Origin of the sequence: Actinoplanes sp. NPDC049316 (genome assembly GCF_040677315.1) — a bacterium.
Taxonomy (GTDB): Bacteria; Actinomycetota; Actinomycetes; order Mycobacteriales; family Micromonosporaceae; genus Actinoplanes.
Window position 1 is genome coordinate 124740 of record NZ_JBFAQM010000003.1, and the last position, 23803, is coordinate 148542.

Consider the following 23803-nt stretch of genomic DNA (forward strand, 5'->3'; position numbering starts at 1 on the left):
GCTGGCTGTACTTCTGACCGTACCCGTGGGCGCGCCCGGCCCCGCTGGCCTAGGGTTCTCGCCGTGAGATCGCCGATGCAGGTCCGGGCCCGTGCCATGCGCGAGGCCCTGGAGCACCTCGTCGGCGGCCTCGGCACGGCGTTCCTGGCGCTGGCGGCGGCGCTGTGGCTGCTCCTCGTGGCCATGGGCTGCCTGGTCGGCGTCGGGCTGCTGTTCGTGCCGACGGCCCTGCGCCTGCAACGGTTCGCCGCCGACCGCGAGCGCGCCCGGCTGTCGCGGTGGGGCACCGAGATCGTCGGGCCCGGCCCCGCGCCGGCGCGCTGGCGTGACGCGGTCCGCGACCCGTCGGTGCGCCGCGAATGGCGGTGGCTGGCCTGGCACGCCACCGTCGGCCTGATTGTGGGCATCCTCGGCATCACGCTGCCGCTCAACGCCGTCCGCGACGGCACGTTCCCGCTCTGGTGGAAGCTGCTGCCGCCCGGGGACGCCACCTCGTCGCTGGGCTTCCCGCTGGTCACCGACTGGGTGGGCGCCTTCGGCGTGTGGGCGCTGGGCATCGCCTGGATCGCCCTGGCGGTCGGCTTCGGCCCGGCGCTCGCCCGGTGGCAGGCCCGGCCGGGGCGCCGGCTGCTGACCCTGCCCGCCGACGTCGACCTCTCGCTGCGGGTTGCGGAGCTCACCGCGACCCGCGCGGCGGCACTGGACGCGCACGCCACCGAGCTGCGGCGCATCGAGCGTTCGCTGCACGACGGTACGCAGAACCGCCTCGTGGCCGTCACCGTCCTGCTCGGCGCCGCCCGCCGCGCCCTGGCCCGCGACCCGTCCGGCGCCGAGGAGATCCTGGGCCGGGCGCAGGACGCCGCCGAGCAGGCGCTGGCGGAGCTGCGTACGGTGGCCCGCGGGATCCTGCCCCCGGTGCTCGCTGACCGCGGCCTCGCGGGCGCGCTGGACGGCCTCGCCACCACCAGCGCCGTGCCGGTGCGCATCGACGTGGACGTGCCCGGCCGCTGTGCCGCGTCGGTGGAGGCCACCGCGTACTTCGTCGTCGCCGAGGCGCTGACGAACGTCTCCAAGCACAGCGGCGCCGACCACGCCACGGTGACCGTGCGCCGCCGCAACGACCGGCTGGCCATCGACGTCAGCGACGACGGCCACGGCGGCGCGGACGAGGACGGCGGGTCCGGCCTGACCGGCATCCGCCGTCGCGTCGACGCCCTCGACGGCACCCTGACCCTGACCAGCCCGCCCGGCGGGCCGACCACCCTGACCGTGGAGCTGCCATGCGGATCGTGATCGCCGAGGACGACTCGTTGCTGCGCGAAGGGCTCGCGCTGCTGCTGCGCGCCGAGTCGCTGGACGTGGTGGCCACCACCGACGGGCCCGAGGCGTTCCTGGCGGCGGTGGACGAGCACAAGCCCGACGTGGCGATCGTCGACGTGCGGATGCCGCCGACGCACACCGACGAGGGGATCACCGCCGCCGTGGAGGCGCGCCGGCGGCAGCCCGGGCTCGCGGTGCTGGTGCTCTCGGCGTACGTGGAGCAGGCGTTCGCCACCGAGCTGCTCAGCGGGGGAGCGGCCCGCCTCGGCTATCTGCTGAAGGAGCGGGTGGGCCGGGTGGAGGAGTTCCTCAGCGCGCTGCACCGCGTGGCCGAGGGCGGGACGGCCATCGACCCCGAGGTCGTGGGGCAGCTGCTCACCCGTACCCGTCCGGACGCGGCGCTGAACCGGCTCAGCCCGCGCGAACGCGACGTGCTCGCGCTGATGGCCGAAGGCCTGGGCAACACGGCGATCGCCGAGCGGCTCTTCGTCACCGAGGGCGCGGTCCACAAGCACATCCGCAACATCTTCTCGAAGCTGGACCTGCCGCCGGACGACCGCGCCGACCGGCGCGTGACCGCGGTGCTGCGCTATCTGGAGGACACCCAGCGGCGGGCGTGACCGCATCGAACTGCATCATGCCGCTTCCATCACCGCGTGCCACTTGTCCCTGGTCAGGGTGATGAAGCGGTTCGATGGTTGCCGCCGGGCAATGACCTGAGAAGACTCGCCGGGGTGGCCGCTGGTTCGGCGGCGGCCCCGACGAAAGGGCTGACGATGGAGGTGATTCCTCCGTACCTGTTCGGGCCCGCCGACCCGGACCGTGCCGGGCTGTCGGTCATCTGCGACCTCGACACCGGCATCCTCGACCTCGTCGTCCGGGGCCGCTTCGGCCGGCGCTCCGCCGCCGACACGTTCACCGGCTTGCGCAAGTGTCTGGCCGAGCACCCCGCGGCGATCGTCGTCGACCTGCTCGACTTCGACGACCCCCTCGCCGCCAGCGCGGCCATGTGGGTGGCGATCAACCGCAAGGCGGCCGCGCTGCACCCGCCGGTCCGCTTCACGGTGGCCGTCGCGCCCGGGACGCCGCTGCGGGACCGGTTCGCGCGGCTCGGCGTCGAACGCTACTTCCCGGTGCGGTCCACGCCGCAGCAGGCCCGCACCGCGGTGGCCGGCTCGGTGCCCTGGACGCAGCGGCTCCAGCTGATCCACCTGGCTCCGGACGAGCTGTCCGCCTGCGCGGCCCGCAACCTCGTCGGCGCGGCCTGCGAGGCGTGGCGGATGCCGGACCTGCTGCACCCGGCCCGGCTCATCGTCTCCGAGCTGGTGACCAACGCCGTCGAGCACGCCGGCACGGACGTCACCGTCACCGTCTGGCGTCGCGGCACCGGCCTGCACCTGTCGGTCCGCGACGGCGACCCGCGGCTCCCGCGGCTGCTCGACCCGTCGCCGGGCGGACGTGGCGCCGGGCTGCGCGTCGTCGGTGCCCGGGCCACCGCGTGGGGCGCCATGGCGACCCGGGACGGCAAGCTCGTCTGGGCCACCCTGCGCACCGCGCGGTGACGCGGCCGCTCAGCCCGCCGCCGGCAGGCGGCGGACGAGGACGATCAGCACCGCCAGGGCGAACAACAGCAGCGTCAGCACCGCCCCCGTGCGGCCGAAGAGGAACGCCACCATCGGCAGCGTCACGTAGAGCAGCATGCTGAGGAGCAGGATCGTCGGCAGCGGGCGCTCCGCGGGCGGCCCGCCCATCCGCGACGCGAAGCCGGGATCGTCACCGGCCAGGCCGCGCTCGATGTCCTGCAGGGCGTGCCGGTCCTGATCGCTGAGCATACGATCACCTCTTAACGGCGGCGTGCCTCACGCCCATCCTCACAGGACGCGGAGATCGATTCAATCGATCGGCAGCGATGCGGCGACCGGCCACGCGATCATCAGCGCGCCGGCCGGCACGGTCGCCCACCACGGCACGCCGGCCCGCCAGGCGAAGCCGCCCAGCAGCAGATACAGCACACCCAGCCCCGCCACCAGCGGCGTGACCAGCGCGAGGAACCCGGGCGCCAGGCCGATTGCCGCGGCCACCGGCAGCGGCGCCGAGACCAGGGCCAGAACCATGACACTGTACGGGGGCCCCGCCGCGGCGTGCGCCCCACCGAGCAGCAGGGCCACTGCCGCGGCCAGCAGGACGACGAGCCACGCGTGCGAGCCGTACGGGACCACCGACGTCAGCCCCGCGTGCACGGGCACGACCACGGTCGCCGTGCCGGCCACCGCGAGCGCGAAGCATGCGGCGAGCGCTCCGGCCCGTGGCCGCCGTACGGAGACTCGACGGCAACCGGCGGCGGCGAGCACAGCGCCCGCGCCGGCCGCGTACCCGATCAGATAGCCGGACACCGTGGACGGCAGCAACCGGGACGTCAGCGCGCCGCCGGCCAGACCCGCCACGGGAGCCGTGAGCGTCGCACCGGCCAGCCACCGCAGATCCGCGCCCCGCGGCGGCCCCGGCACGGCGAACGCGGACCGGCGGCAGAGGGACACGATCGCCAGCAGGAAGCCCACCAGCAGCAGGCCAGCGGGCGACAACCGATCCTTCGCCGCGATGACGTGGTGCTCCGGCCGGTGGCCGAGGACGTCGTCGAACCAGCGCGCGGCCTCCCGGTGCGTACGGTCGGCGAACAGCACCCCGGCGTGCTCGACGAGCGGCACCCGGACCAGCCGCCGGTCCTCCGGCTGCGCGGTGAACGCCTTCTCCGTCGCGTCCCGGATGCCGGCCGGCTCCAGTCCGCCCACGATCAGCAGCAGGCGCCGCGGACCGGGCCGTACGGGCGCCGCGTCGTCGCCCAGCGAGATCGCCACGGTCGCGGCGACGGCCGGGTCGGCGGCACCCGCGCGTACCACGGCCGCGGCACCCATCGAATGGCCCAGCAGCACGACCTTCGCCGGGTCGACGTCGGCCCGGCTGCGCACGTACCCGATCACAGCGGCCATCTCGGCGTCGATCTCGCCGGGCCCGCTCAGCGGGCGCGCGTTGCCGGCATGGCCGGCGAGATCCGGCAGCGCGACCACGAACCCGCGCCGCGCGAGCGTGTCGGCGAACGGCCGCATGAGCCGGCCGGAACCGGCATACCCGTGCGCGACGACGACGGCGGGCCGTCGCGGCGCCGGGCCGGCGGCACGGACCACCTCCACGGGTACGCCGCCGACGGACGTGACCTCGCAACGCAGCCCGCGGGTCGCCTGGTGCAGGCCGGAGGTGCCGGCGCCGAGCAGGACAAGGCCCAGGAGCAGCATTGCCCGCCACTTCCACACGCGCGCCACCGTAGCCGGTCCGAACCAGGCCTGGAGAATGGTTCCCCGTGCAGATACCCACGGACGACGAGATCCGCGCGCTCCACGAGCGCTTCGCCCCCACCCGCGAGGCCCTCGAGGTCGTCCACACCCACAGCGTGATCGTGTGCCGGGTGGCCGAACAGTTCCTGCCCGGCAGCGCCCTCGACGCCGACCTGGTCCGGGCCGGGTGCCTGCTGCACGACATCGGCGTGTACCGCCTCTACAGCCCGTCGGGAACCCTCGACCACGCGAACTACATCCGGCACGGCGTCCTCGGCCACGAGATGCTCCGCGACCTCGGCTTCCCCGAGATCCTGTGCCGGTTCTGCTCGCACCACACCGGCACGGGAATCACCCACGACGACGTCACCCGGCGGGACCTGCCCATACCGCCCGGCGACTACCTCGCGGACACCGGCGAGGAGGAGCTCGTCATGTACGCGGACAAGTTCCACAGCAAGAACAGCCCGCCGGTGTTCCTCACCGCCGCGTCCTACCGGGCCTCCGTACGCCGCTTCGGGGAGGACAAGGTGGCCCGCTTCGCCGAGATGGTGCACCGGTACGGCGAACCGGAGCTGACCGCGCTCGCCGCCGAGTACGGGTACCCGATCGTCTAGGACTCCGGCCAACCTCTCACCGATCGAGTACGCCGTAAGCGTTCGACGGCTCCCTCGTCAAGGGAGCTGGCACGCCCACGGCGGCAGCGGTAGCCCCGTGTCGCCGGCCTCGCAATTGCACAACGCTGAGGAGGCGACCTCACCCCACACGACCCCTCGCCACCTTCACCGCGGAGCCCGGATCGCGCGGACGGCCGGTCGGAGCCTGGCCTTCTGCGCCGTCCTGATCCCGGCGTCGCTCGTCACCGTGCTGCTGGCTTCGACCGGCCGGTCCGCGACGGCCGTACGGTGGTGCCGCCGGCTGCGCGTACGCGTGCTCGGCCGCTCCGACGTGGACGTGCCCCGGCATCCGAGGGCGGGACGTGTCCTCGGCCACGGGGTGATCAGCACCCTGCTCGGCGTCGCGGCCCTCGTTCCGCTCGGTGTCGAGGCGCTGTCCGTGCTGCGCGGGGCGCTGTACGGCTTCGTCGACCCGGGGCCGTACGACCACTCCTGGGGTGGCCCCGGCAAGGCGGGGGCGTGGGCCGTGCACTTCCTCGCCGGCCTGCTCCTCGCCCCGGCCGGGGTGCTCGTGATGGCGGGGATCGCGGCGGTGCAGGACAGGCTGACGCTGCGACTGCTGGGTCACCACGTCGGGCGCTGGGCGACGGTGGCCGCGACCGTCCTGACGGTGAGCGCGGTGACGCTCGCCGTCGCGTGGTCCCGGCAGATCTGATGGCGTCGTGCAGCGCCGGCCCTCGGCCCCCTGCCGTTGCGGGGTCGGCGGCTGACGTTGTCAGGATCTCGCTATCAGGTTCTCGAGTCCATGGCGGTGCAGTTGATCGCGCACCTCCGGTGCGGAGTGGACCACTGCCACCCGCGCCTCGGTGACGGCGGCCTTGTCGCATCCGGACCGCAGCGCCTCGACACCGTCCTCGGAGATCGAGGGGACGGCGCTGAGGTCCACGACGATTCGTTCCGGCCGGGTGGCCGCCAGAACCATGACGAAACGGTCGAGCAGCAGGCGGGCAGCCTTCTCGGAACGGAGCTCACCCTGCGGCTCGATCCCGATCGTCATGGCCGGCTCGGGCAACCGCCGCGTGTTGATCACGTAGGTCATCGGACATCCTTTCAGCTCGGTGGCCGCTGTGCCGGGCGACCGTCGTACCCCTCGCAGTTCCCAGCGTTTGTGACGATCAAGAATCAGAACCTCCGCACTCCTATGACAGACCGATTCGGCGAGTGCCCTCCCGGTGCCGGACGCGCGAAGCGCGTGTCCTCTCGGACAGCTGACGACGGACCGAGCCCTCTCATGCCGGATGTCAGCAACGAGCGGGCCCCGAAGCGGCCGGACCCCGACCTGGATCCCGCGGCATCCGATCGCCACGATAGGGCTCATGACGCCGGACACCGCCGTGCTGACCGAGGGCCTGACCAAGTTCTACGGTCCCCGTCGCGGCATAGAGGACCTCGACCTGGCCGTGCACGCCGGGGAGGTGATGGGGTTCCTGGGGCCGAACGGGGCCGGAAAGACCACGACGATCCGCCTGCTGCTGGACTTCCTGCGCCCGTCCCGGGGCAGTGCCCGGATCCTGGACCTGGATCCGCGCCGCGACAAGGCGGCCGTGCACCGCCGCGTCGGCTACCTGCCGGGGGAACTGGTGTTCCCCGGCCGCGAGCCGGCCCGCGACCTGCTGCGTTTTCTGGCCGACCTGCGCGGCGGCGTGCCGTGGGCGCGGATCGGTGACCTGGCTGACCGGCTCCAGGTGGATCTGTCGGCGCCGGTACGCACGATGAGCAAGGGCAACCGGCAGAAGGTCGGGCTGATCCAGGCCTTCATGCACGAGCCGGACCTGCTCGTGCTGGACGAGCCCACCAGCGGCCTGGACCCGCTGATGCAGCAGGAGTTCCTCGCCATGGTCCGGGACGCCCGCACCGGCGGGCAGACCGTGTTCATGTCCTCGCACGTGCTCGCCGAGGTGCAGGAGGTCGCGGATCGCGTGGCGATCGTCCGGGACGGGCGGCTGGCCGCCGTGGAACGCGTCGAGTCCCTGGGTCGCCGTGCCGTGCGCAGCGTGGAGATTCACTTCGCGGATCCGGTGGCGGCCGCCGAGTTCGACAGCCTGCCGGGGGTGAGCGGGGTGTCCGTATCGGGCCCGGTGCTGCGGTGCACGGTGGACGGCCGGCTCGATCCGCTCGTCAAGGCGGCTGCGCGGCACGAGGTCGTCGACCTGCTCTCCAGCGAGCCCGATCTCGAGGAGACGTTCCTGTCGTTCTACTACCACTCCGAAGGAGACCGTGATGGTGCCCGCGCTGATGCGTAAGACGTGGCGCGACGACCGTCGCGCGGTTCTGGGCTGGGCGGCCGGCGTCGCCGCGTTCACCACCGTCTACACGGCGTTCTACCCGCAGTTCCAGGGCGCCGCCGAGCTGAAGCAGGACGCGCTGCCCAAGGGGATGCTGGACTTCCTCGGCGTCGCGGACTTCCTCTCGCCGGCAGGTTACCTGCAGGCGAGCATCTTCAGCCTGATCGGCCCGCTGCTGGTGCTGATGTGTGCGACCACGATGATCGCGCGGACCATCGCCGCGCCGGAGGAGGGCGGGGGGATGGAGCTGCTGCTGGCCAACCCCGTGTCCCGGAGGACATTCGCGGTTCAGCGGCTGGCCGCCGCCGGCGCCGCGGTCACCGCGGTGGCGGCCGTCCCGTGGCTGCTCCTCATGATCATCGTGCCGGCCGTCGGCATGGACGTCCCGCTGTCGTCCGTGGCGGCCGCGGGCGCCGGCCTCGTCGCACTCACGTGGTGCTTCGGCGGTCTCGCGTTCCTCGTCGGCGGCGCAACCGGCCGGCGCGCGATCGTCCTGTCGGTCACGGGGATCATCGCCGTGGCGACGTACATGGCGAACGCCATCAGCGGCATGGCTCAAGGCTGGGGCTGGCTGCGCTGGTTGTCGCCGTTCCACTACTTCATCGGCACCGACCCGCTGCGTACCGGGTGGCATCCAGGGCACCTGCTCGTGCTCGTGGTGGCCGGGGCGGTGGCCGTCGTCGCCGGGGTGATGCTGTTCGACCGCCGTGACGTCGGTGTCTGAGCGGGCCGCGACGACCGAGGGCTGGCTCCCGGAGGCCTGCGCCGGCCTGCTGACCGGGCCCGGCGGCAGCGTCCGGGTCCGGGCCGCCGCGGCACTCGGGGCCAGGGTCGCCGACGCCGGCCTGCAGCTGCGGGAACTGGTCGAAGCGGTCATGATGGCGTCGATCGGGCACTGGGCGTCGGCCGCGCCGGCAGCCACCGACGTGCCGGACGCAGTGCATGGACGGGCGGCCGCGCTGCTCACGACCGCCCGGGAGACGCTCGCGGCGGCCGTCGACGGGTACAACCACCGGGCGCGCGGGGAACTGGACCGGCGCGACAGCGCCCGGGCCGCGTTCGTCACCGACCTGCTGACCGGCCGCGCCGACCCGGGCGACCTCGCCGAGCGCGCGCACCGCTACGGCATCCGGCTGTCGGCGGCGCACACCGTGCTGGTGGCTCGCGCGCCCGGGCTCACGGTCGAGGCCGCCCGCCGCGTCGACGCCGCGCTCGCCGCGCGGTTCGGGGAGGGCAACACCCTCACCACGCTGCGCGGCGACGACCTCGTCTGCATCAGCGCCGGCGGCCTGCGGGGGATCAGCGGGGAGCTCTCCCGGCTGCTGCTCGCCGAGATGGGTACGGCCGGCTGGCAGCTCGCTGTGGGCCGTACCCATCGGGGTCTGCAGGGCCTGGCCGCCTCCCTGGACGAGGCCCGCGGCGCGCTGGACCACGCCGTCAAGCTCGGGTTCACCGCGCCCGTGCTGTACGCGGCGGATCTGCTCGTCTTCCCGGTCCTGCTGCGCGACCGGGAGGCGATCATGGACCTGGTCACCACGGTTCTCGGACCGCTGACCGGGGCGCGCGGGGGAGCCGGACCCTACCTCGACACGCTCACGGCGTTCTTCGACAGCCAGGGCAACCACACGGCCACAGCCCGGCGGATGCACCTCTCGGTGCGGGCGGTGACGTACCGCCTGGACCGGATTCGCGACCTGACCGGCTACCACCCGGGCGAGCCGACGCAGCGGTTCACGCTGCAGGCGGCCGTGCTGGGAGCGCGACTGCTGAGCTGGCCCGGATGACCGGGCCCGCGGTGGTCAGGCGAGCTGCTCGCGGATGCGGCGCGGCGGGGTGACCTCGTACAGGTCGAGGACCGGCGGCAGGCCGGCCAGGCCGGGGCCGCCCGCGCGGATCCAGGCGGCGATGTCGGCGTCGGCGTCGTGGTCGTTGACCAGGCCGAGCCAGACCGGCCGGCCGCCGGCGCGGCGGCCCGCCGGGGACGGCTGGACCACCATGACGTTGGCGTGGGCGCAGGCGTCGAGGCAGTCGCTGACCCGCACGGTGGCTTGGTCCGCGACCGCCGCCCGGAGCCGGGCGAGCTGGCCGGCGTGGTCGAAGCGGGGGACGGTCCGCGCGGTGCCGCAGCAGCAGCCGCGGCACACCGTCACGGTGCAGCCGTCCGGGCCGGCGGGGGAGGGGCGACGGGTCACGACCGCAAACGATAGCGCCGGCCCCGAGCCCGGCGCGGCATGCGGTGGGCCCGGGCCGCGCCGGTCACGTCATGTGACCGGCGCGGCCCTGGGCCTTCAGCCGGCGGTGCCGTAGACGCCGACCTCGACGGTGTCGACGTAGTAGCAGCCGCTGTAGTTGCCCGGGCAGGTGCCGCCTTCCTCGGCGACCTGCGTGCCCAGCATCGTGTAGCGCAGGTAGTGCACGCCCGATGTGCTGCCCGCCGCCAGGGACAGCGGGTTCATCTTGTCCCGGTTGTCCTTGCCGAAGTGGCCCTGGGAGGCCACGGTCCAGGTCGTGCCGTCCGTGGACGTCTCGAGGCGGTAGTCGCCCGTCGACGAGCTCGGGTCGTCGCCGCAGCTGCCGGTCGGGTTGACGGCGATCGAACCGACGGTCACCGCCGCCGGGAGCTTGACCACGATGTGGCGCGGTTCGATGCCGCTGCCGGAGGCCGTCGCGTCGGTGCTCCAGCCGGTGCGCTGCGAGGCGTCCAGGGCGGCCTCGGGACCGCAGCCGATGAAGCTGTAGTCGTCGCCGTTGGAGTCGATCACCGAGCTGCCGCCGGCCGTGGTGGCCCAGTTGCGGCGCAGCGACCAGTCGGCCCGGTTGGGTCCGCGCCGCACCGGCAGGTCACGGAGCTGCGGGTCGTAGCCGGGCTTCGCGGCGGTCACCTCCGGGTAGGTGCCCGGCAGGACGTTGCGGATCGTGTAGTGGCCGGCGTCGTCGGTGACCGCCGTGTACGAGCCGCCGAAACCGGAGTCGTGCCCCGGGAAGGAGACCGTCGCCCCGGCCAGCGGCGCGTGCGTGTCGGTGTCGGTGATGTTGCCCTTGACCGAGGTCAGCGGCGCGCCGGGCGCGGGCGGCAGCGAGAAGTCCTCGACCGGCGTGTAGTCGTCCGCGTCGGTCGAGGCCGCGAAGAAGCCCATGCCGCGGGCGGCGAAGACCTTCCAGATGCGGTTCTGGTGTACGCCGCGGAAGACCACCCTGTCCGCCATGACGATCGAGTTGCGCATGTCGAGGAACGTCGGGTTCGCCGGCGACAGCTCCATCGCCCGGGTCACCAGGGACTCGGCGATCTTGGAGCCCAGCGCCGTACGCAGGTCCCACAGCGTCTCGCCCCAGATCTCGCCGTCGGCGTGCGACTCCGGAAAACCGATGATCTTGCCGTAGTCGCCGTACGTGTATCCACCCGGACCGGCGTCACCGGCGCCCGGGCACAGGGACGCGTCCGCGCCGACCGCGCAGTCGAGCGGCTGCGTACGGATGAGGTTCTGGTTGCGGCCGACGTAGCGGCCGACGAGCACCTCGCCCGGCGCGCCGGTGTCCTTCTGCAGGCCCTGGGCGGCCAGGTAGTCGAACGCGTACCAGTCGCTCCACGCCTCGCCCATCGCGTAGCCCTGCGCGCCGGTGAGCGTCGAGTTGCCGTCGGCGTCGATCACGAGCCGGTTGGACACGCCGTGGGTGTACTCGTGGTAGACGACGTCCGCCTCGTCGCCGGAGTTGCCCGGCAGGAACGGGTCGTCGGGCCAGCTCGGGTCGGAGAACAGGTACATCTGCATGCGGCCCGGCACGCCGTCCGGGGTGGGCAGCATGTTCGCGTTGTCGGTGTGGAAGAAGTCGGGGAAGCCGTCGGCGGTGTCGGCGCCGTCGAGCGCGTTCACCTCGATCGGGTCGCCGTCGGCCTGGTCGTAGTTGCCCGCTGCCCGGGTGAAGCCGATCGGGGACTTCTCCAGGTGGTCGTGGAAGTTGTTGGTGTACCAGAAGAGCTGCGCGGCGTTCTGCTTCGCGTTGTCCCGCCACGAGTACGCGACCTTGGGGTTCCACGAGCACTGCAGGCTGGGCGTGCAGGGTGCGCCGACCTCGGCGGTGAAGTCCTTGAACGGGAACCGCCAGGTGCCGGGCGCGTTCGGGGCGACCTCCTCGCCGGCGTCGGCCTCGTCGTTGTCGTTGAGGTCGAGGAACACGTGCGAGGACCGGCCGGACAGGGTCGTGGCGTCCGGTGTGATCCACTTCGCGAGCGAGCGGGGGTGCTGCTGCCCGCCGGCCTCCGCGCCGGGGTAGTTGGTCCAGGCCAGCGCGTTGGGCGCGTTGTCGGAGACGAGCAGGGACTGCCGGTACAGCACCCGTCCCGTGGCCGCGTCCAGCACATGCAGGTAGCCCTCGCGCATGGTGAGCGTCTGCCAGGCGAGGCGCATGCCGCCGGGTGTCGCGAAGGCCACCAGCTTCGCGCGGTCGCCGGAGGTGAAGACGGTCGCCCGGTCGGCGCTCGTCCCGGCGGTGGCCACGGTGGTCCGGGAGCTGCCGCCGGCGTCGCGCGCGGCGGCGTCGCGGGCCTGCGCGGCCGAGAGCTTCGCGGCACCCAGGCCGCCCGGGGTGCTCGCCACCGGCGAACCGGTGACCTGGATCAGTCGGCCGTCCTTGGCGACGTCGGCCCGTACGCCGTTGCCGAAGACCACGACGCCGTCGGCCAGCTGCTGGAAGCTGAGGTGGTGGGTGCCCGCCACGTCGACGTAGTCCTTGCGCAGCCGCAGCGCGGCGACCTCGTCGGCGCTGAGCCCGAAGATCTCCGGGTGGGCGGTGAGGTAGTCCTTGGCGATCGTGACGGCGGGCTTCGGGCTGGGGCCGGTGAGGAACCCGTCCAGCCGGGCGATCCGGCGAGCGGTCCGGGTGGCCGGGTCGATGTCCACGATGCCCTGCACGCCGAGGGACTCGTGGAGGGCGGCGACCGCGGCCGGCGTCGGCGTGGCCTGCCGGGTCGGGCGCCCGTCCGGGGTGGCGGCGCGGCGGGCGTCGAAGAACGGCTTGCGCGCGGGCTCGTGCCGTAACCGGGGCGGTGCGGGATCACCGGGCGGGGCGGGGGAAGCGAAGGCGGCGGGGGTGAGGGCGATGCTCAGCGCGGTGACGACGGCACAGCTGAGTGCGCGCCGAGCGGCAGGAGTGGGTTTCACGCGGCTCCCTACGGTCAGTCCTAAGGAGAGGGTTCGGGATCCCACGCAGCAGCATACTCACGAAAATCGATGGCACCAGCCGTCGGCGATGAATACACAATCGTCGAAACAGTGATTCCGTGGTTTAGAGAAATCCGCGAAAGACGAATGCGAGAATGGGCCGGTCGCCGGCGTCAGGGGCGGAAGCGGTATCCCATTCCGGGCTCGGTCAGCAGGTGGCGCGGGTGCGCCGGGTCGAACTCGAGTTTGCGGCGCAGCCGGGCCATGTATTGGCGCAGGTAGTTGGTCTCGGTGAGATACTGCGGTCCCCAGACGTCCTGCAGCAGCGCCCGCTGGGTGATCAGCTTGTCGGGGTGGCGCAGCAGATGCTCGAGCAGCTGCCATTCCGTCGGGGTGAGGTGGACCTCGCTGTCACCGCCGGTGACGGTGTGCGCGGCGAGGTCGACGGTGTGCGTGCCGATAACCACCGCCGGCGGGGCCTCGTCGGCCGGCTGGGCGCGACGGGTGACCGCCCGGATGCGGGCTAGCAGCTCGTCGACGCCGAACGGCTTGGTGACGTAGTCGTCGGCGCCGGCGTCGAGGGCGTCCACCTTGTCGCGGCTCTCGGCGCGCCCGGACAGCACGATGATCGGGACGCCGGTCCAGCCGCGCAGGCCCCGGATGACGTCGGTGCCCTCCATGTCGGGCAGGCCGAGGTCCAGCACCACCAGGTCGGGAAGGTGGTGCGTCGCGGCCCGCAGCGCGGAGGCGCCGTCGGCCGCGGTGTCCACGTCGTAGTGGCGGGCCCGCAGGTTGATGCTCAACGCCCGGACGATCTGCGGCTCGTCGTCGACGACGAGGATGCGGGTCATCGGGCGGGCGCCGCGGGGAGCCGTACGATCATGGTGAGCCCTCCGCCGGGCGTCTCCTCCGGCGTCAGGTCCCCGCCCATGGCCTCGGTGAGCCCGCGCGACAGCGCCAGGCCCAGGCCCACCCCGGTGTGGTTGTCCCGGTCGCCCCAGCGCTGGAACGGCAGGAAGACGTGATCCCAGCGGTCGGCCGGGATGCCGGGGCCCCGGTCGATGACGCGTATCTCCACGGATTCCCCCAGGGCGCTGGCGGTGATGACGGGTGGATCGCCCGGCGGGCTGTGCCGCAGGGCGTTGGCGGTGAGGTTGACGAGCACGCGTTCGAGCAGGCCCGGATCGGCGTGCAGGTAGGGCAGGTCGTCCGGGATGTGCACGCGTACGGTGTGCCCGGCCGGGCCGAGGTCGTCCAGCGCGCGGGGCACGATCTCCTCGGCCCCGACGTCGATCGGGGCGACGCCGAGCGCACCGGCCTGCAACCGGCTCATGTCGAGCAGGTTGGTGACGAGCCCGATGAGCCGGTCGATGGACTCGTCGGCGGTCTCGAGCAGCTCGGCGCGGTCGTGCTCGTCGAAGTGCACGTCGGCGCTGCGCAGGCCGGCGACCGCGGCCTTCGCCGAGGCGAGCGGCGTCCGCAGGTCGTGGCTGACCGCGGCCAGCAGCGCGGTACGCAGGCGGTCGGCCTCCGCGAGCGGCCGGGCGGCGGCGGCCTCGGCGCTGAGCCGCTCCTGCCGCAGCGCGACGGTGGCCTGGGCGGCGAACGCCTCGACGATGCGCCGGTCGCTGGCCTGCAGCGGTTTCCCCTTGAGTAGCACGACCAGATTCTCGTCGGCGACGACCTCGGCGTCGGCCTCGGCCGGCGACGTGCAGACCGGATGCCCGACCTCGGCGACGACGGCGCCCCGGTCGAGCACGGTGACCGCGTCGAGCCCGAGCGTCTCGCGGAGGCGCTCGAGCAACGCCGTCAGGGGCCGTTCGCCGCGCAGGACACTGCCGGCGACCGTGGCCAGGGTCTGGGCCTCGGCGCCGGCCTGCGCCGCCTGCCGGGTCTTGCGCGCGGCGGTGTCGACGACCCAGCTCACGGCGACCGCCACGACGACGAAGACCACCAGGGCGAGCAGGTTCTCGCCCTGGGCGATGGTGAACTCGCCCACCGGCGGGGTGAAGAACCAGTTCAGCAGCATCGAACCCGCGACGGCGGCGAGCAGCGCCGGCCACAGCCCGCCGATGAGCGCGACAGCGACCACGGCGGCGAGCAGCAGCAGGATGTCGGCGGCCAAGGAGAAGCCCGAGCCCAGCCGCAGCAGGGCGGTGAGCAGCGGCAACCCGAGCAGCACCACCAGGAATCCGGCGATCCGCCGGGACCGGGAGAGCGCCGCGGGCGGCCGGCGGGCCCGGCGGCCCTTCCCGGCCCGCTCGTGGGTCACCAGGTGCACGTCGATGGAGCCGGACAGGGCGGTGGTGGTTACCCCCACGCCCGCGGAGAACAGCTGGGCGACGCGGCCCCGGCTCGAGGCGCCCAGCACGATCTGGGTGCCGTTCACCGCGCGGGCGAACTCCAGCAGTGCCCGCGGCACGTCGACGCCGAGCACCTGGTGGTAGGTGCCGCCGAGGCTCTCCACCAGCACCCGCTGCCGGGCCAGCTCGGCGGGGTCGGCGCCGGCCAGGCCGTCGTTGCGGGCGACGTGCACCGCCATCAGATCCGCGCCCTTGCTGCGGTCGGCGATCCGGGCGGCCCGGCGGATCAGAGTGTCGCCCTCCGGGCCGCCCGTCAGCGCGACGACGACCCGCTCCCGCGCCTCCCACGTGGTGTCGATCCCGTGGTCCGCGCGGTACTTGCCGAGCTGGTCGTCGACCTTGTCGGCCAGCCACAACAGGGCCAGCTCGCGCAGCGCGGTGAGGTTGCCCGTACGGAAGTAGTTGCCCAGCGCGGCGTCGATCTTCTCGGGCTGATAGATGTTGCCGTGAGCCATCCGCCGGCGTAGCGCCTCCGGGGTCATGTCGACGAGCTCGACCTGCTCGGCGGCGCGGACCACGGCGTCGGGGACCGTTTCGCGCTGCTCGACGCCCGTGATCTGCGCGACCACGTCGTTGAGCGACTCCAGATGCTGCACGTTGACCGTGGTCAGCACGGAGATGCCGGCGTCGAGCAGCTCCTGGACGTCCTGCCAGCGCTTGCCGTTGCGGGAGCCGGGCACGTTGGTGTGCGCGAGCTCGTCGACCACGGCGACCTGCGGCTTGCGGGCCAGCAGCGCGTCGACGTCCATCTCGGTGAACGCGCTGCCGCGGTGGCGCAGCGTTCGCCGCGGCAGCACCTCGAGACCATCGAGCATCGCGGCGGTGTGCGCACGGCCGTGGGTCTCCACCAGGCCGACGACCAGGTCGGTGCCCCGCCCGGCGCGACGGTGCGCCTCCTCGAGCATGGTGTACGTCTTGCCCACGCCGGGGGCGGCCCCGAGGTAGATCCGGAGTTCACCGCGTGCCATCGTCTACTTTCCGTCGAGCGCCAGGTTGAGCTCCAGCACGTCGACGCCGGGCTCGCCGAGGAAGCCCAGGGCGCGGTCGTCGGTGTGCCGCCGGATCAAGGCTCGCACCCGATCGGGCCCGAGGCCACGTTCCCGCGCGATCCGGGGCACCTGAAGTTCGGCGTACGCCGGGCTGATGTGTGGGTCGAGGCCGCTGCCGCTCGCCGTGACCGCGTCGGCGGGCACCACCGGCCGGGCCGGGGCGTCCCCGCGGACCGGCGTGATGAGCGCGCCGAGCGCCCGGTAGTCCTGTCCCGGCGAGGCGGGCTCGACGGTCACACCCTCGTACGCGGCCAGGAACGGCGTGCCGGTCTCGTTGACCGAGACGACCCGGGTGACCGGCCCGGTCAGCCCGTCGCGGCGGAAGACGGCCAGCACCGCGCCGACACCGCCCGCCGTGCAGTACGGCCGCCGCCCGTCGACGCCCTCGAGCTCGCCCACCGCGCGACTGCGCGAGCAGACCTGGGTGAGCAGGCTCGGACGGGCCGCGGTGTCGACCACGTCCTCGGGCCCGAGGTTGCTCGCCGCCGTGGCGGTCGGGTCGTACCCGTCGCCGGCCGCGGACGGGCGGCTCTGGAAGTAGCGCGGGTCGGGGCGCCCGTCCGCGCCGGTGAACGCCTGGCCGATGAGCCGGCTGCCGACGGGGGCGCCGCCGGCCGTGACGAGGGAGCCGTCGGCCCGGCCGGACAGGCCGGGCAGGCGGCCCACTGCGACCATCGCCAGCGGGTACGCCAGCCCGAGCAGGACGGTCAGGGCGAGCAGGGCGCGCAGCGCCGCGAGGTGCTGGGCCAACCAGGAGGGCAGTCGCATGGTGATCAGATCCCGGGGATGAGCTGGACGAGCAGGTCGATGAGCTTGATGCCGGCGAACGGGGCGAGCACGCCGCCCAGGCCGTAGATCCACAGGTTGCGGCGCAGCAGCGCGCTCGCGCCGGCGGGGGTGTAGCGCACGCCGCGCAGCGCGAGCGGGATCAGCGCGACGATGACCAGCGCGTTGAAGACGACCGCGGACAGGATCGCCGAGCCCGGTGAGTGCAGCCGCATCACGTTGAGGGCGCCCAGCCCGGGGTACACCGCGGCGAACACGGCCGGGATGATCGCGAAGTACTTGGCGATGTCGTTGGTGATCGAGAACGTCGTCAGCGCCCCGCGGGTGATCAGCAGCTGCTTGCCGATCTCCACGATCTCGATGAGCTTGGTCGGGTCGGAGTCGAGGTCGACCATGTTGCCGGCCTCCTTGGCGGCCGACGTGCCGGTGTTCATCGCCACGCCGACGTCCGCCTGGGCCAGCGCGGGCGCGTCGTTGGTGCCGTCGCCGGTCATCGCGACCAGCCGGCCGCCCTCCTGTTCCTTCCTGATCAGGGCGAGCTTGTCCTCCGGTTTGGCTTCGGCGAGGAAGTCGTCGACGCCCGCCTCTTCGGCGATCGCGCGAGCGGTCAGCGGGTTGTCGCCGGTGATCATGACGGTGCGGATGCCCATCCGGCGCATCTCGTCGAACCGTTCCCGCATGCCCGGCTTGACCACGTCCTTGAGGTGGATGACGCCGAGGGCGCGGGCGGGGTGCCCGGCGACGTGCTCGGCGACCACGAGCGGGGTGCCGCCGGTGCCGCTGATCGCGTCGACGAGCTCGCCGACCTCCGCGGTCGGGTGGCCGCCGTGCTGCCGGACCCACTGCATGACGGCCGCGGCGGCGCCCTTGCGGATCCGCCGGTCGCCGAGGTCCACGCCGCTCATCCGGGTCTGCGCGGTGAACGGCACGAACGTCGCGTCGCCGATCAGGCCGGTCTCGCGCTCGCGCAGCCCGAACCCGGTCTTCGCGAGGATCACCACCGAGCGCCCTTCGGGCGTCTCGTCGGCCAGGCTGGACAATTGCGCGGCGTCCGCGAGGGTCGCGGCCGCCACCCCTTCCACGGGTACGAACTCAGCGGCCTGACGGTTGCCGAGCGTGATCGTGCCGGTCTTGTCCAGCAGCAGCGTGGCGACGTCGCCGGCGGCCTCCACGGCCCGGCCGCTCATCGCGAGCACGTTGCGCTGCACGAGGCGGTCCATCCCCGCGATGCCGATCGCCGACAGCAGCGCGCCGATCGTGGTGGGGATCAGGCACACGACCAGCGACACCAGCACGATGCCGGTGACGCCGTCGTCGGTGATCGCCGCCGTGTCCGGGGCCGCGGCCTGCCACTGCTTGGCGGACACGGCCAGCGGCTGCAGCGTGACCACCGACAGCAGGAAGATCAGCGTCAGGGCGGCCAGCAGGATGTTCAGGGCGATCTCGTTCGGCGTCTTCTGCCGGTCGGCGCCCTCGACCAGCGCGATCATCCGGTCGACGAAGCTCTCGCCGGGCTTCTGCGTGATCCGTACGACGATCCGGTCGGACAGCACCCGGGTGCCGCCGGTGACCGCCGACCGGTCGCCGCCGGACTCGCGGATCACCGGGGCCGACTCGCCGGTGATCGCCGACTCGTCCACGCTGGCGATGCCCTCGATCACGTCGCCGTCGCCGGGGATGGTCCCCCCGGCCTCGACCACCACGACGTCGCCCTGCCGCAGCTCCGGCGCCGGCGTGAGCCGCTCGACGCCGCCGACCAGCCGCCGGGCGACGGTGTCCTGCCGCGACCGGCGCAGCGCGGCGGCCTGCGCCTTGCCGCGCCCCTCGGCCACCGCCTCGGCGAGGTTGGCGAACACCACGGTGAGCCAGAGCCACACCGTGATGATCCAGGCCAGCGCGCTCGGATCCGTGACCGACAGGACGGTGGTGAAGAGCGCGCCGACCTCGACGACCAGCATCACCGGGTTGCGCCACAGCGTCCGCGGATCGAGCTTGGCCAGGGCGTGCGGCAGGGAGCGCCACAGCAGGGCGGGGTCGAGCAGGCCACCGCCGATGCGGCGGGCGCAGGCCGGGGCGGGCGCGGGGACGGCCGGTCCCTCGCGCAGGATGGGTGTGGTCATGAGAGGCCCTCCGCGAGGGGTCCGAGAGCGAGAGCGGGCAGGAACGTCAGGGCGACCAGGACGACGGTGACGCCGGCGAGCATGCCGACGAACAGCGGCCGGTGGGTGGGCAGCGTGCCCTCGGTCTCCGGCGCCGCCCGCTGCCGGGCCAGCGACCCGGCCAGCGCCAGCACGAGGACGATGGGCAGGAAGCGGCCGAGCAGCATCGCCAGCCCCAGCGCGGTGTCCCACCAGGGCGTGTTGACGGTGATGCCCGCGAACGCCGAGCCGTTGTTGTTGCCGGCGCTGGCGAACGCGTACAGGACCTCGGAGAGGCCGTGCGGGCCCACGTTGAGTGCCGTGGCGTTGTTGCCGGTCGCGAAGGCGGCGGCCGTGCCGGCCAGCACGAGGGTGGGGGTGACGAGGAAGTACAGCGAGGCGAGCTTGATCTCGCGGGCGCCGATCTTCTTGCCCAGGTACTCCGGGGTGCGCCCGACCATCAGGCCCGCGACGAAGACCGTGATCACGGCGAGGATCAGCATCCCGTACAGGCCGGCGCCGACGCCGCCGGGCGCGACCTCGCCGAGCATCATGTGGACCATCGGCATCATGCCGCCCAGCGCGGTGTACGAGTCGTGGAACGAGTCGACCGAGCCGGTGGAGGTCAGCGTGGTCACCGCGGCGTACGTGGCCGAGTTCGCGACGCCGAAGCGGACCTCCTTGCCCTCCAGGGCCGCCCCGGCCGCCTGGGGCACGGTGCCGGCGCCGTGCGTCTCGAAGCCGACGGTGAGGGCGATGGCGGCCACGGCGAGGATCGCCATCACGGCGACGATGGCGTACCCCTGGCGGTTCTGCCCGACCATGCGGCCGAACACCCGGGGCAGGCAGACCGGGATCAGCAGGATAAGGAACAGCTGCAGCCAGTTCGTCCACGCCGCCGGGTTCTCGAAAGGGTGCGCGGCGTTGACGTTGTAGAACCCGCCGCCGTTCGTGCCGATCTCCTTGATGGCCTCCTGCGAGGCGACCGGGCCGCCGGGGATGTGCTGGACGGCGCCGGTGAGCGTGGTGACGTCGGTGCCGCCGGAGAGGTTCTGCACCATGCCCGCGGCCACGAACACGACCGCCGCGAGCAGGCTCAGCGGCAGCAGGATCCGCAGCGTCACGCGGACCAGGTCGACCCAGAAGTTGCCCAGCTCGGGCGTGCCCCGGGCGGCGAGGCCGCGGACGAGCGCCACCGCCACCGCGATGCCCACGCTCGCCGAGACGAAGTTCTGCACCGCCAGGCCGGTCATCTGCGCCAGGTGGCCCATCGTCGACTCACCCGCGTACGCCTGCCAGTTGGTGTTGGTCACGAAGCTGACCGCGGTGTTCCACGCGACGTGGCCGGTCACCGGCGGCAGGCCCAGCGACAGCCACAGCCTGTCCTGCACGCACAGGAGCAGGTAGAGAAAGAGGACGGAAACCGCCGAGAAGGCGAGGACGCTGCGGGCGTACACGCCCCAGGTCTGACCGGCGGCCGCGTCCACGCCGATGAGCCGGTACAGGCCGCGTTCGGCGACGGTGCTGCGGGTGCCGGTCACGACCCGGTGCATGTAGTCGCCGAACGGGCGGTAGACCACTGCCAGGGCGGCCACCAGGGTGATGACGAACAGCCAGCCGGGCATCAGAACTTCTCCGGGAAGAGCAGGGCGGCGACCATGAAGGCGGCCAGCAGCAGCGCCACGGTCAGGCCGGCGAGGTTGACGGCGCTCACCGGCGTTCGACCGCCCGTACCAGCACGGTCAGCGCCGCGAACAGCGCCACCGTGAGACCGACGAATATGAGATCAACCATGGGACCCAGCACAGCGTCCGCGCCGCCCCGTGTCACCGGCGTTCACGCGATGATGACGCGCCCCCGCCCGGTTTTTGACGCGTTCTTAACGCCCGCGAGCGGGCACGCGGCGCCGTCGCGGATGAATACTCGCGGCAGGGACCACACATCGCCCCCGGGAGACCTCGCGTGACCGCAACGACCCGCGCACCAGCCGAGCAGCACGGCGTACGGGAATGGCTGCTGCAGGGCCTCAACGAGCACTCCCAGCGCCACCAGGGCCCGCACGCGCAGGCCCCGGAGCAGGAGAAGGCGCACTCGTGGTGGAAGGTCATGTGCCTGACGGGCGTCGACTACTTCTCGACCCTCGGCTACCAGCCCGGCATCGCCGCCCTCGCCGCCGGCGTGCTCTCGCCGATCGCCACGTTCGTCCTCGTGCTGGTCACCCTGCTCGGCGCGCTGCCGGTCTACCGCCGGGTCGCCACGGACAGCCCGCACGGCGAGGGATCGATCGCCATGCTGGTGCGGCTGCTGTCGTTCTGGAAGGGCAAACTGTTCGTCCTGGTGCTGCTCGGCTTCGCCGCCACCGACTTCATCATCACCATCACGCTGTCCGCGGCCGACGCCACCGCGCACATCGACGAGAACCCGTTCTGGCCGGCGTCGCTGCAGGGCCACGAGATCATCGTCACGCTCGTGCTCGTCGCCCTGCTGGGCGGGGTGTTCCTCAAGGGGTTCACCGAGGCCATCGGCATCGCGGTCGGACTGGTCGGCGTCTACCTGGCGCTCAACGTGGTGGTCATCGCCGACGGCCTGATCCGGGTCCTCACCCACCCCGGCCGGGTCGAGGACTGGACCACCGCGCTGACCACCCAGCACGGCAACCCCGTGGCCATGGTCGGCATCGCCCTGCTCGTCTTCCCCAAGCTCGCGCTGGGCCTGTCCGGCTTCGAGACGGGCGTCGCCGTCATGCCGCACGTCAAGGGGCGCCCCGGCGACGACCCCCGGCGGCCCGCGGGGCGGATCCACGGCGCGAAGCAGCTGCTCACCACCGCCGCCGGCATCATGAGCGTGTTCCTGATCAGCAGCAGCGTGGTCACCACCGTGCTGATCCCGCAGGCCGCCTTCGAGCCCGGCGGCCCGGCCAACGGCCGCGCCCTGGCCTACCTGGCGCACGAGAACCTCGGCGCGGCCTTCGGGACGGCGTACGACCTGTCCACGATCGCCATCCTGTGGTTCGCCGGGGCGTCCGCCATGGCCGGTCTGCTCAACCTGGTCCCGCGTTACCTGCCCAAGTTCGGCATGGCGCCGTCGTGGGCGCGGGCCGTACGCCCGCTGGTCCTCGTCTTCACCGCGATCGCGTTCCTCATCACGGTCATCTTCCGGGCCGACGTCGACGCGCAGGGCGGCGCGTACGCCACCGGCGTGCTGGTGCTCATCACCTCGGCGGCCACCGCCGTCACCCTCTCTGCGCGACGTCAGGCGCAGCACGGCCGGACGATCGCGTTCGGGGCCATCGCGCTGATCTTCACCTACACGACGATCGCGAACATCGCCGAACGGCCCGACGGCGTCAAGATCGCCGCCTGCTTCATCGCCGGCATCCTGGCGGTGTCGCTGTTGTCGCGCCTGTACCGGGCGTTCGAGCTGCGGGTCACCCACATCGAGACCGACACCGTCGCCGAGACGTTCCTGCGCGAGTGCGGTCGGCGCAACGTCCGGCTCATCGCCAACGAGCCGGACAACCGCGACGCGCGCGAGTACAGCGACAAGATCGCCCAGATCCTGGCCGACAACGACATGGCCGACGACAGCGACGTCATCTTCATCGAGGTCACCGTCACCGACGCCTCGGACTTCGAGACCGAGCTCCATCTGCACGGCGAGGTGCTGCACCACCGCTACCGCGTCCTGAGCGTCGAGAGCTCCTCGGTGCCCAGCGCCATCGCCGCGCTGCTGCTACACATCCGGGACGCCACCGGGCGCCGCCCGCACATCTATTTCGAATGGACCGAGGGCAATCCCGTCGCCAATTTCCTGCGCTATCTCATCTTCGGCCAGGGTGAGGTCGCGCCGGTCACCCGGGAGATGCTGCGCCAGGCCGAACCCGACCGGAGGCGCCGGCCGCACGTTCACGTCGGCTGACTCCGGGCCGGTGACTCCACCCGCTCCGACCTGTTCCAGCCCGACCAGCCGCGCTCGCGCATCAGGTCGCGCAGCCGCTGCGCCCGGGGGTCGGCCTCGTCGGCCAGCGCGTCGAGCAGGTCGAACGGCAGCTCGTCCTCGCCCTCCGGAGGTTGCGCGATCTCACCGGCGGCGTCCGCCTCCTCGGCCAGGGCGGCCATGATGTCGGCGGCCTCCGCCGCGAGCCGGTCGTCGACGGGGTCGCTGTCGAGCAGGTCGGACAGCACGCGGTAGAGGCGCACGATGCGCGGGTCGCCGAGCTGGGCGACCTTCGCGGGGATCCAGTCGCGGACCCGGTCCGGCCAGCGTGCCGTGATCAGGATCCACCCGTCCCGCTCGGCCTCCACCATCCGCTCGGACGCCCCGATCTCCCGGAGCATGCCGAGGTACGAGACCACTTCCTGCGGGAGTGCCGCGCTGTCGCCGGACGTGAGCTGGGCTATCTGCTTGCGGCTGGTCTCCAGCCGCTGGATCTCCTCGGACAGGCGCCGGTCGATCTGGTCGATCGTCGCGGCGAACGCGGTCGCGCCGGCGGCCAGCATCGTGCCGATCCGGGAGAGCGGCACGCCGGCGTCGGCGAGCGTACGGATCTTGATGAGCGCCACGACCGCCGTGGCGCCGTACCGCCGGTAGCCCGAGGCGTCGCGCTCGGGCTCCGGCAGCAGGCCGATCTGGTGGTAGTGCCGGACCGCGCGCACCGTGACACCGGCGTACGCCGCCAGTTGACCGATCGTCAGCAT

At 72.9% G+C, this 23803-nt stretch carries 21 protein-coding genes; 9 read left to right on the forward strand and 12 right to left on the reverse strand.

Annotated elements, in window-relative coordinates:
• Positions 1-63 precede the first annotated feature (63 nt).
• The 3 genes from AB0K03_RS05845 (at position 64) to AB0K03_RS05855 (ending at position 2882) form a co-directional block, all read left to right on the forward strand.
• Positions 64-1293 carry a sensor histidine kinase gene (locus tag AB0K03_RS05845; RefSeq protein ID WP_364681052.1) on the forward strand — a complete coding sequence of 410 codons (1230 nt, stop codon included), beginning with the start codon at positions 64-66 and terminating at the stop codon, positions 1291-1293.
• On the forward strand, positions 1281-1940 hold the full coding sequence (locus AB0K03_RS05850; protein WP_364681054.1) for a response regulator transcription factor: 660 nt from the start codon (positions 1281-1283) through the stop codon (positions 1938-1940). The genes AB0K03_RS05845 and AB0K03_RS05850 overlap by 13 nt, the downstream gene beginning before the upstream one ends.
• A gap of 156 nt (positions 1941-2096) precedes the next feature.
• A complete protein-coding gene (locus tag AB0K03_RS05855; protein ID WP_364681057.1) occupies positions 2097-2882 on the forward strand; it encodes an ATP-binding protein in 786 nt (261 codons plus the stop codon).
• Positions 2883-2891: 9 nt separating this feature from the next.
• On the opposite strand, the gene AB0K03_RS05860 is transcribed toward AB0K03_RS05855, so the two are convergent.
• Positions 2892-3152, reverse strand: coding sequence for a DUF3040 domain-containing protein (locus AB0K03_RS05860; protein ID WP_364681059.1), 261 nt, complete (start codon positions 3150-3152; stop codon positions 2892-2894).
• A 60-nt stretch (positions 3153-3212) separates the two neighbouring features.
• Complete coding sequence (locus tag AB0K03_RS05865) at positions 3213-4628, reverse strand: alpha/beta fold hydrolase (RefSeq protein ID WP_364681061.1); 1416 nt, start codon at positions 4626-4628, stop codon at positions 3213-3215.
• A gap of 47 nt (positions 4629-4675) precedes the next feature.
• On the opposite strand from AB0K03_RS05865, the gene AB0K03_RS05870 reads away from it, so the two are divergent.
• Positions 4676-5266 carry an HD domain-containing protein gene (locus AB0K03_RS05870; protein ID WP_364681064.1) on the forward strand — a complete coding sequence of 197 codons (591 nt, stop codon included), beginning with the start codon at positions 4676-4678 and terminating at the stop codon, positions 5264-5266.
• Between the two features lie 247 nt (positions 5267-5513).
• Positions 5514-5981: a hypothetical protein gene (locus tag AB0K03_RS05875; protein ID WP_364681066.1), complete on the forward strand. Its 468-nt coding sequence runs from the start codon at positions 5514-5516 to the stop codon at positions 5979-5981.
• A gap of 60 nt (positions 5982-6041) precedes the next feature.
• Here the strand turns inward: AB0K03_RS05875 and AB0K03_RS05880 are convergent, their stop codons facing one another.
• Entirely contained in the window at positions 6042-6365 is a 324-nt protein-coding gene (locus AB0K03_RS05880) for an STAS domain-containing protein (protein ID WP_364681069.1), read from the reverse strand.
• A 277-nt stretch (positions 6366-6642) separates the two neighbouring features.
• On the opposite strand from AB0K03_RS05880, the gene AB0K03_RS05885 reads away from it, so the two are divergent.
• From AB0K03_RS05885 to AB0K03_RS05895, 3 genes are read left to right on the forward strand one after another with little or no spacing between them, the layout of a single operon-like run.
• Entirely contained in the window at positions 6643-7569 is a 927-nt protein-coding gene (locus tag AB0K03_RS05885) for an ABC transporter ATP-binding protein (RefSeq protein ID WP_364681072.1), read from the forward strand.
• Entirely contained in the window at positions 7547-8335 is a 789-nt protein-coding gene (locus AB0K03_RS05890) for an ABC transporter permease subunit (protein WP_364681074.1), read from the forward strand. Before AB0K03_RS05885 ends, AB0K03_RS05890 begins: the two co-directional genes overlap by 23 nt.
• On the forward strand, positions 8319-9395 hold the full coding sequence (locus AB0K03_RS05895; RefSeq protein ID WP_364681077.1) for a helix-turn-helix domain-containing protein: 1077 nt from the start codon (positions 8319-8321) through the stop codon (positions 9393-9395). The genes AB0K03_RS05890 and AB0K03_RS05895 overlap by 17 nt, the downstream gene beginning before the upstream one ends.
• A gap of 15 nt (positions 9396-9410) precedes the next feature.
• Here the strand turns inward: AB0K03_RS05895 and AB0K03_RS05900 are convergent, their stop codons facing one another.
• The 8 genes from AB0K03_RS05900 to AB0K03_RS05935 form a co-directional block, all read right to left on the reverse strand.
• Complete coding sequence (locus tag AB0K03_RS05900; RefSeq protein ID WP_364681720.1) at positions 9411-9761, reverse strand: (2Fe-2S) ferredoxin domain-containing protein; 351 nt, start codon at positions 9759-9761, stop codon at positions 9411-9413.
• 138 nt (positions 9762-9899) lie between these two features.
• Positions 9900-12770, reverse strand: coding sequence for a M36 family metallopeptidase (locus AB0K03_RS05905; RefSeq protein ID WP_364681080.1), 2871 nt, complete (start codon positions 12768-12770; stop codon positions 9900-9902).
• A gap of 173 nt (positions 12771-12943) precedes the next feature.
• Positions 12944-13621: a response regulator gene (locus AB0K03_RS05910; protein ID WP_364681082.1), complete on the reverse strand. Its 678-nt coding sequence runs from the start codon at positions 13619-13621 to the stop codon at positions 12944-12946.
• Positions 13618-16101, reverse strand: a complete 2484-nt coding sequence (locus tag AB0K03_RS05915) for a DUF4118 domain-containing protein (RefSeq protein ID WP_364681085.1) — start codon at positions 16099-16101, stop codon at positions 13618-13620. The genes AB0K03_RS05910 and AB0K03_RS05915 overlap by 4 nt, the downstream gene beginning before the upstream one ends.
• A gap of 3 nt (positions 16102-16104) precedes the next feature.
• Positions 16105-16950 carry a potassium-transporting ATPase subunit C gene (locus AB0K03_RS05920; RefSeq protein ID WP_364681088.1) on the reverse strand — a complete coding sequence of 282 codons (846 nt, stop codon included), beginning with the start codon at positions 16948-16950 and terminating at the stop codon, positions 16105-16107.
• Positions 16951-16955: 5 nt separating this feature from the next.
• Positions 16956-19088 carry a potassium-transporting ATPase subunit KdpB gene (gene kdpB, locus AB0K03_RS05925; RefSeq protein ID WP_364681090.1) on the reverse strand — a complete coding sequence of 711 codons (2133 nt, stop codon included), beginning with the start codon at positions 19086-19088 and terminating at the stop codon, positions 16956-16958.
• Positions 19085-20731, reverse strand: a complete 1647-nt coding sequence (gene kdpA / locus AB0K03_RS05930; protein ID WP_364681093.1) for a potassium-transporting ATPase subunit KdpA — start codon at positions 20729-20731, stop codon at positions 19085-19087. The genes kdpB and kdpA overlap by 4 nt, the downstream gene beginning before the upstream one ends.
• Positions 20731-20820: a potassium-transporting ATPase subunit F gene (locus AB0K03_RS05935; protein WP_364681095.1), complete on the reverse strand. Its 90-nt coding sequence runs from the start codon at positions 20818-20820 to the stop codon at positions 20731-20733. The genes kdpA and AB0K03_RS05935 overlap by 1 nt, the downstream gene beginning before the upstream one ends.
• Before the next feature lie 248 nt (positions 20821-21068).
• Here AB0K03_RS05935 and AB0K03_RS05940 point away from each other — a divergent pair, with 248 nt between their 5' ends.
• A complete protein-coding gene (locus AB0K03_RS05940; RefSeq protein WP_364681098.1) occupies positions 21069-23024 on the forward strand; it encodes an amino acid transporter in 1956 nt (651 codons plus the stop codon).
• On the opposite strand, the gene AB0K03_RS05945 is transcribed toward AB0K03_RS05940, so the two are convergent.
• Positions 23012-23803, reverse strand: coding sequence for a MerR family transcriptional regulator (locus AB0K03_RS05945; RefSeq protein WP_364681100.1), 792 nt, complete (start codon positions 23801-23803; stop codon positions 23012-23014). The genes AB0K03_RS05940 and AB0K03_RS05945 overlap by 13 nt on opposite strands.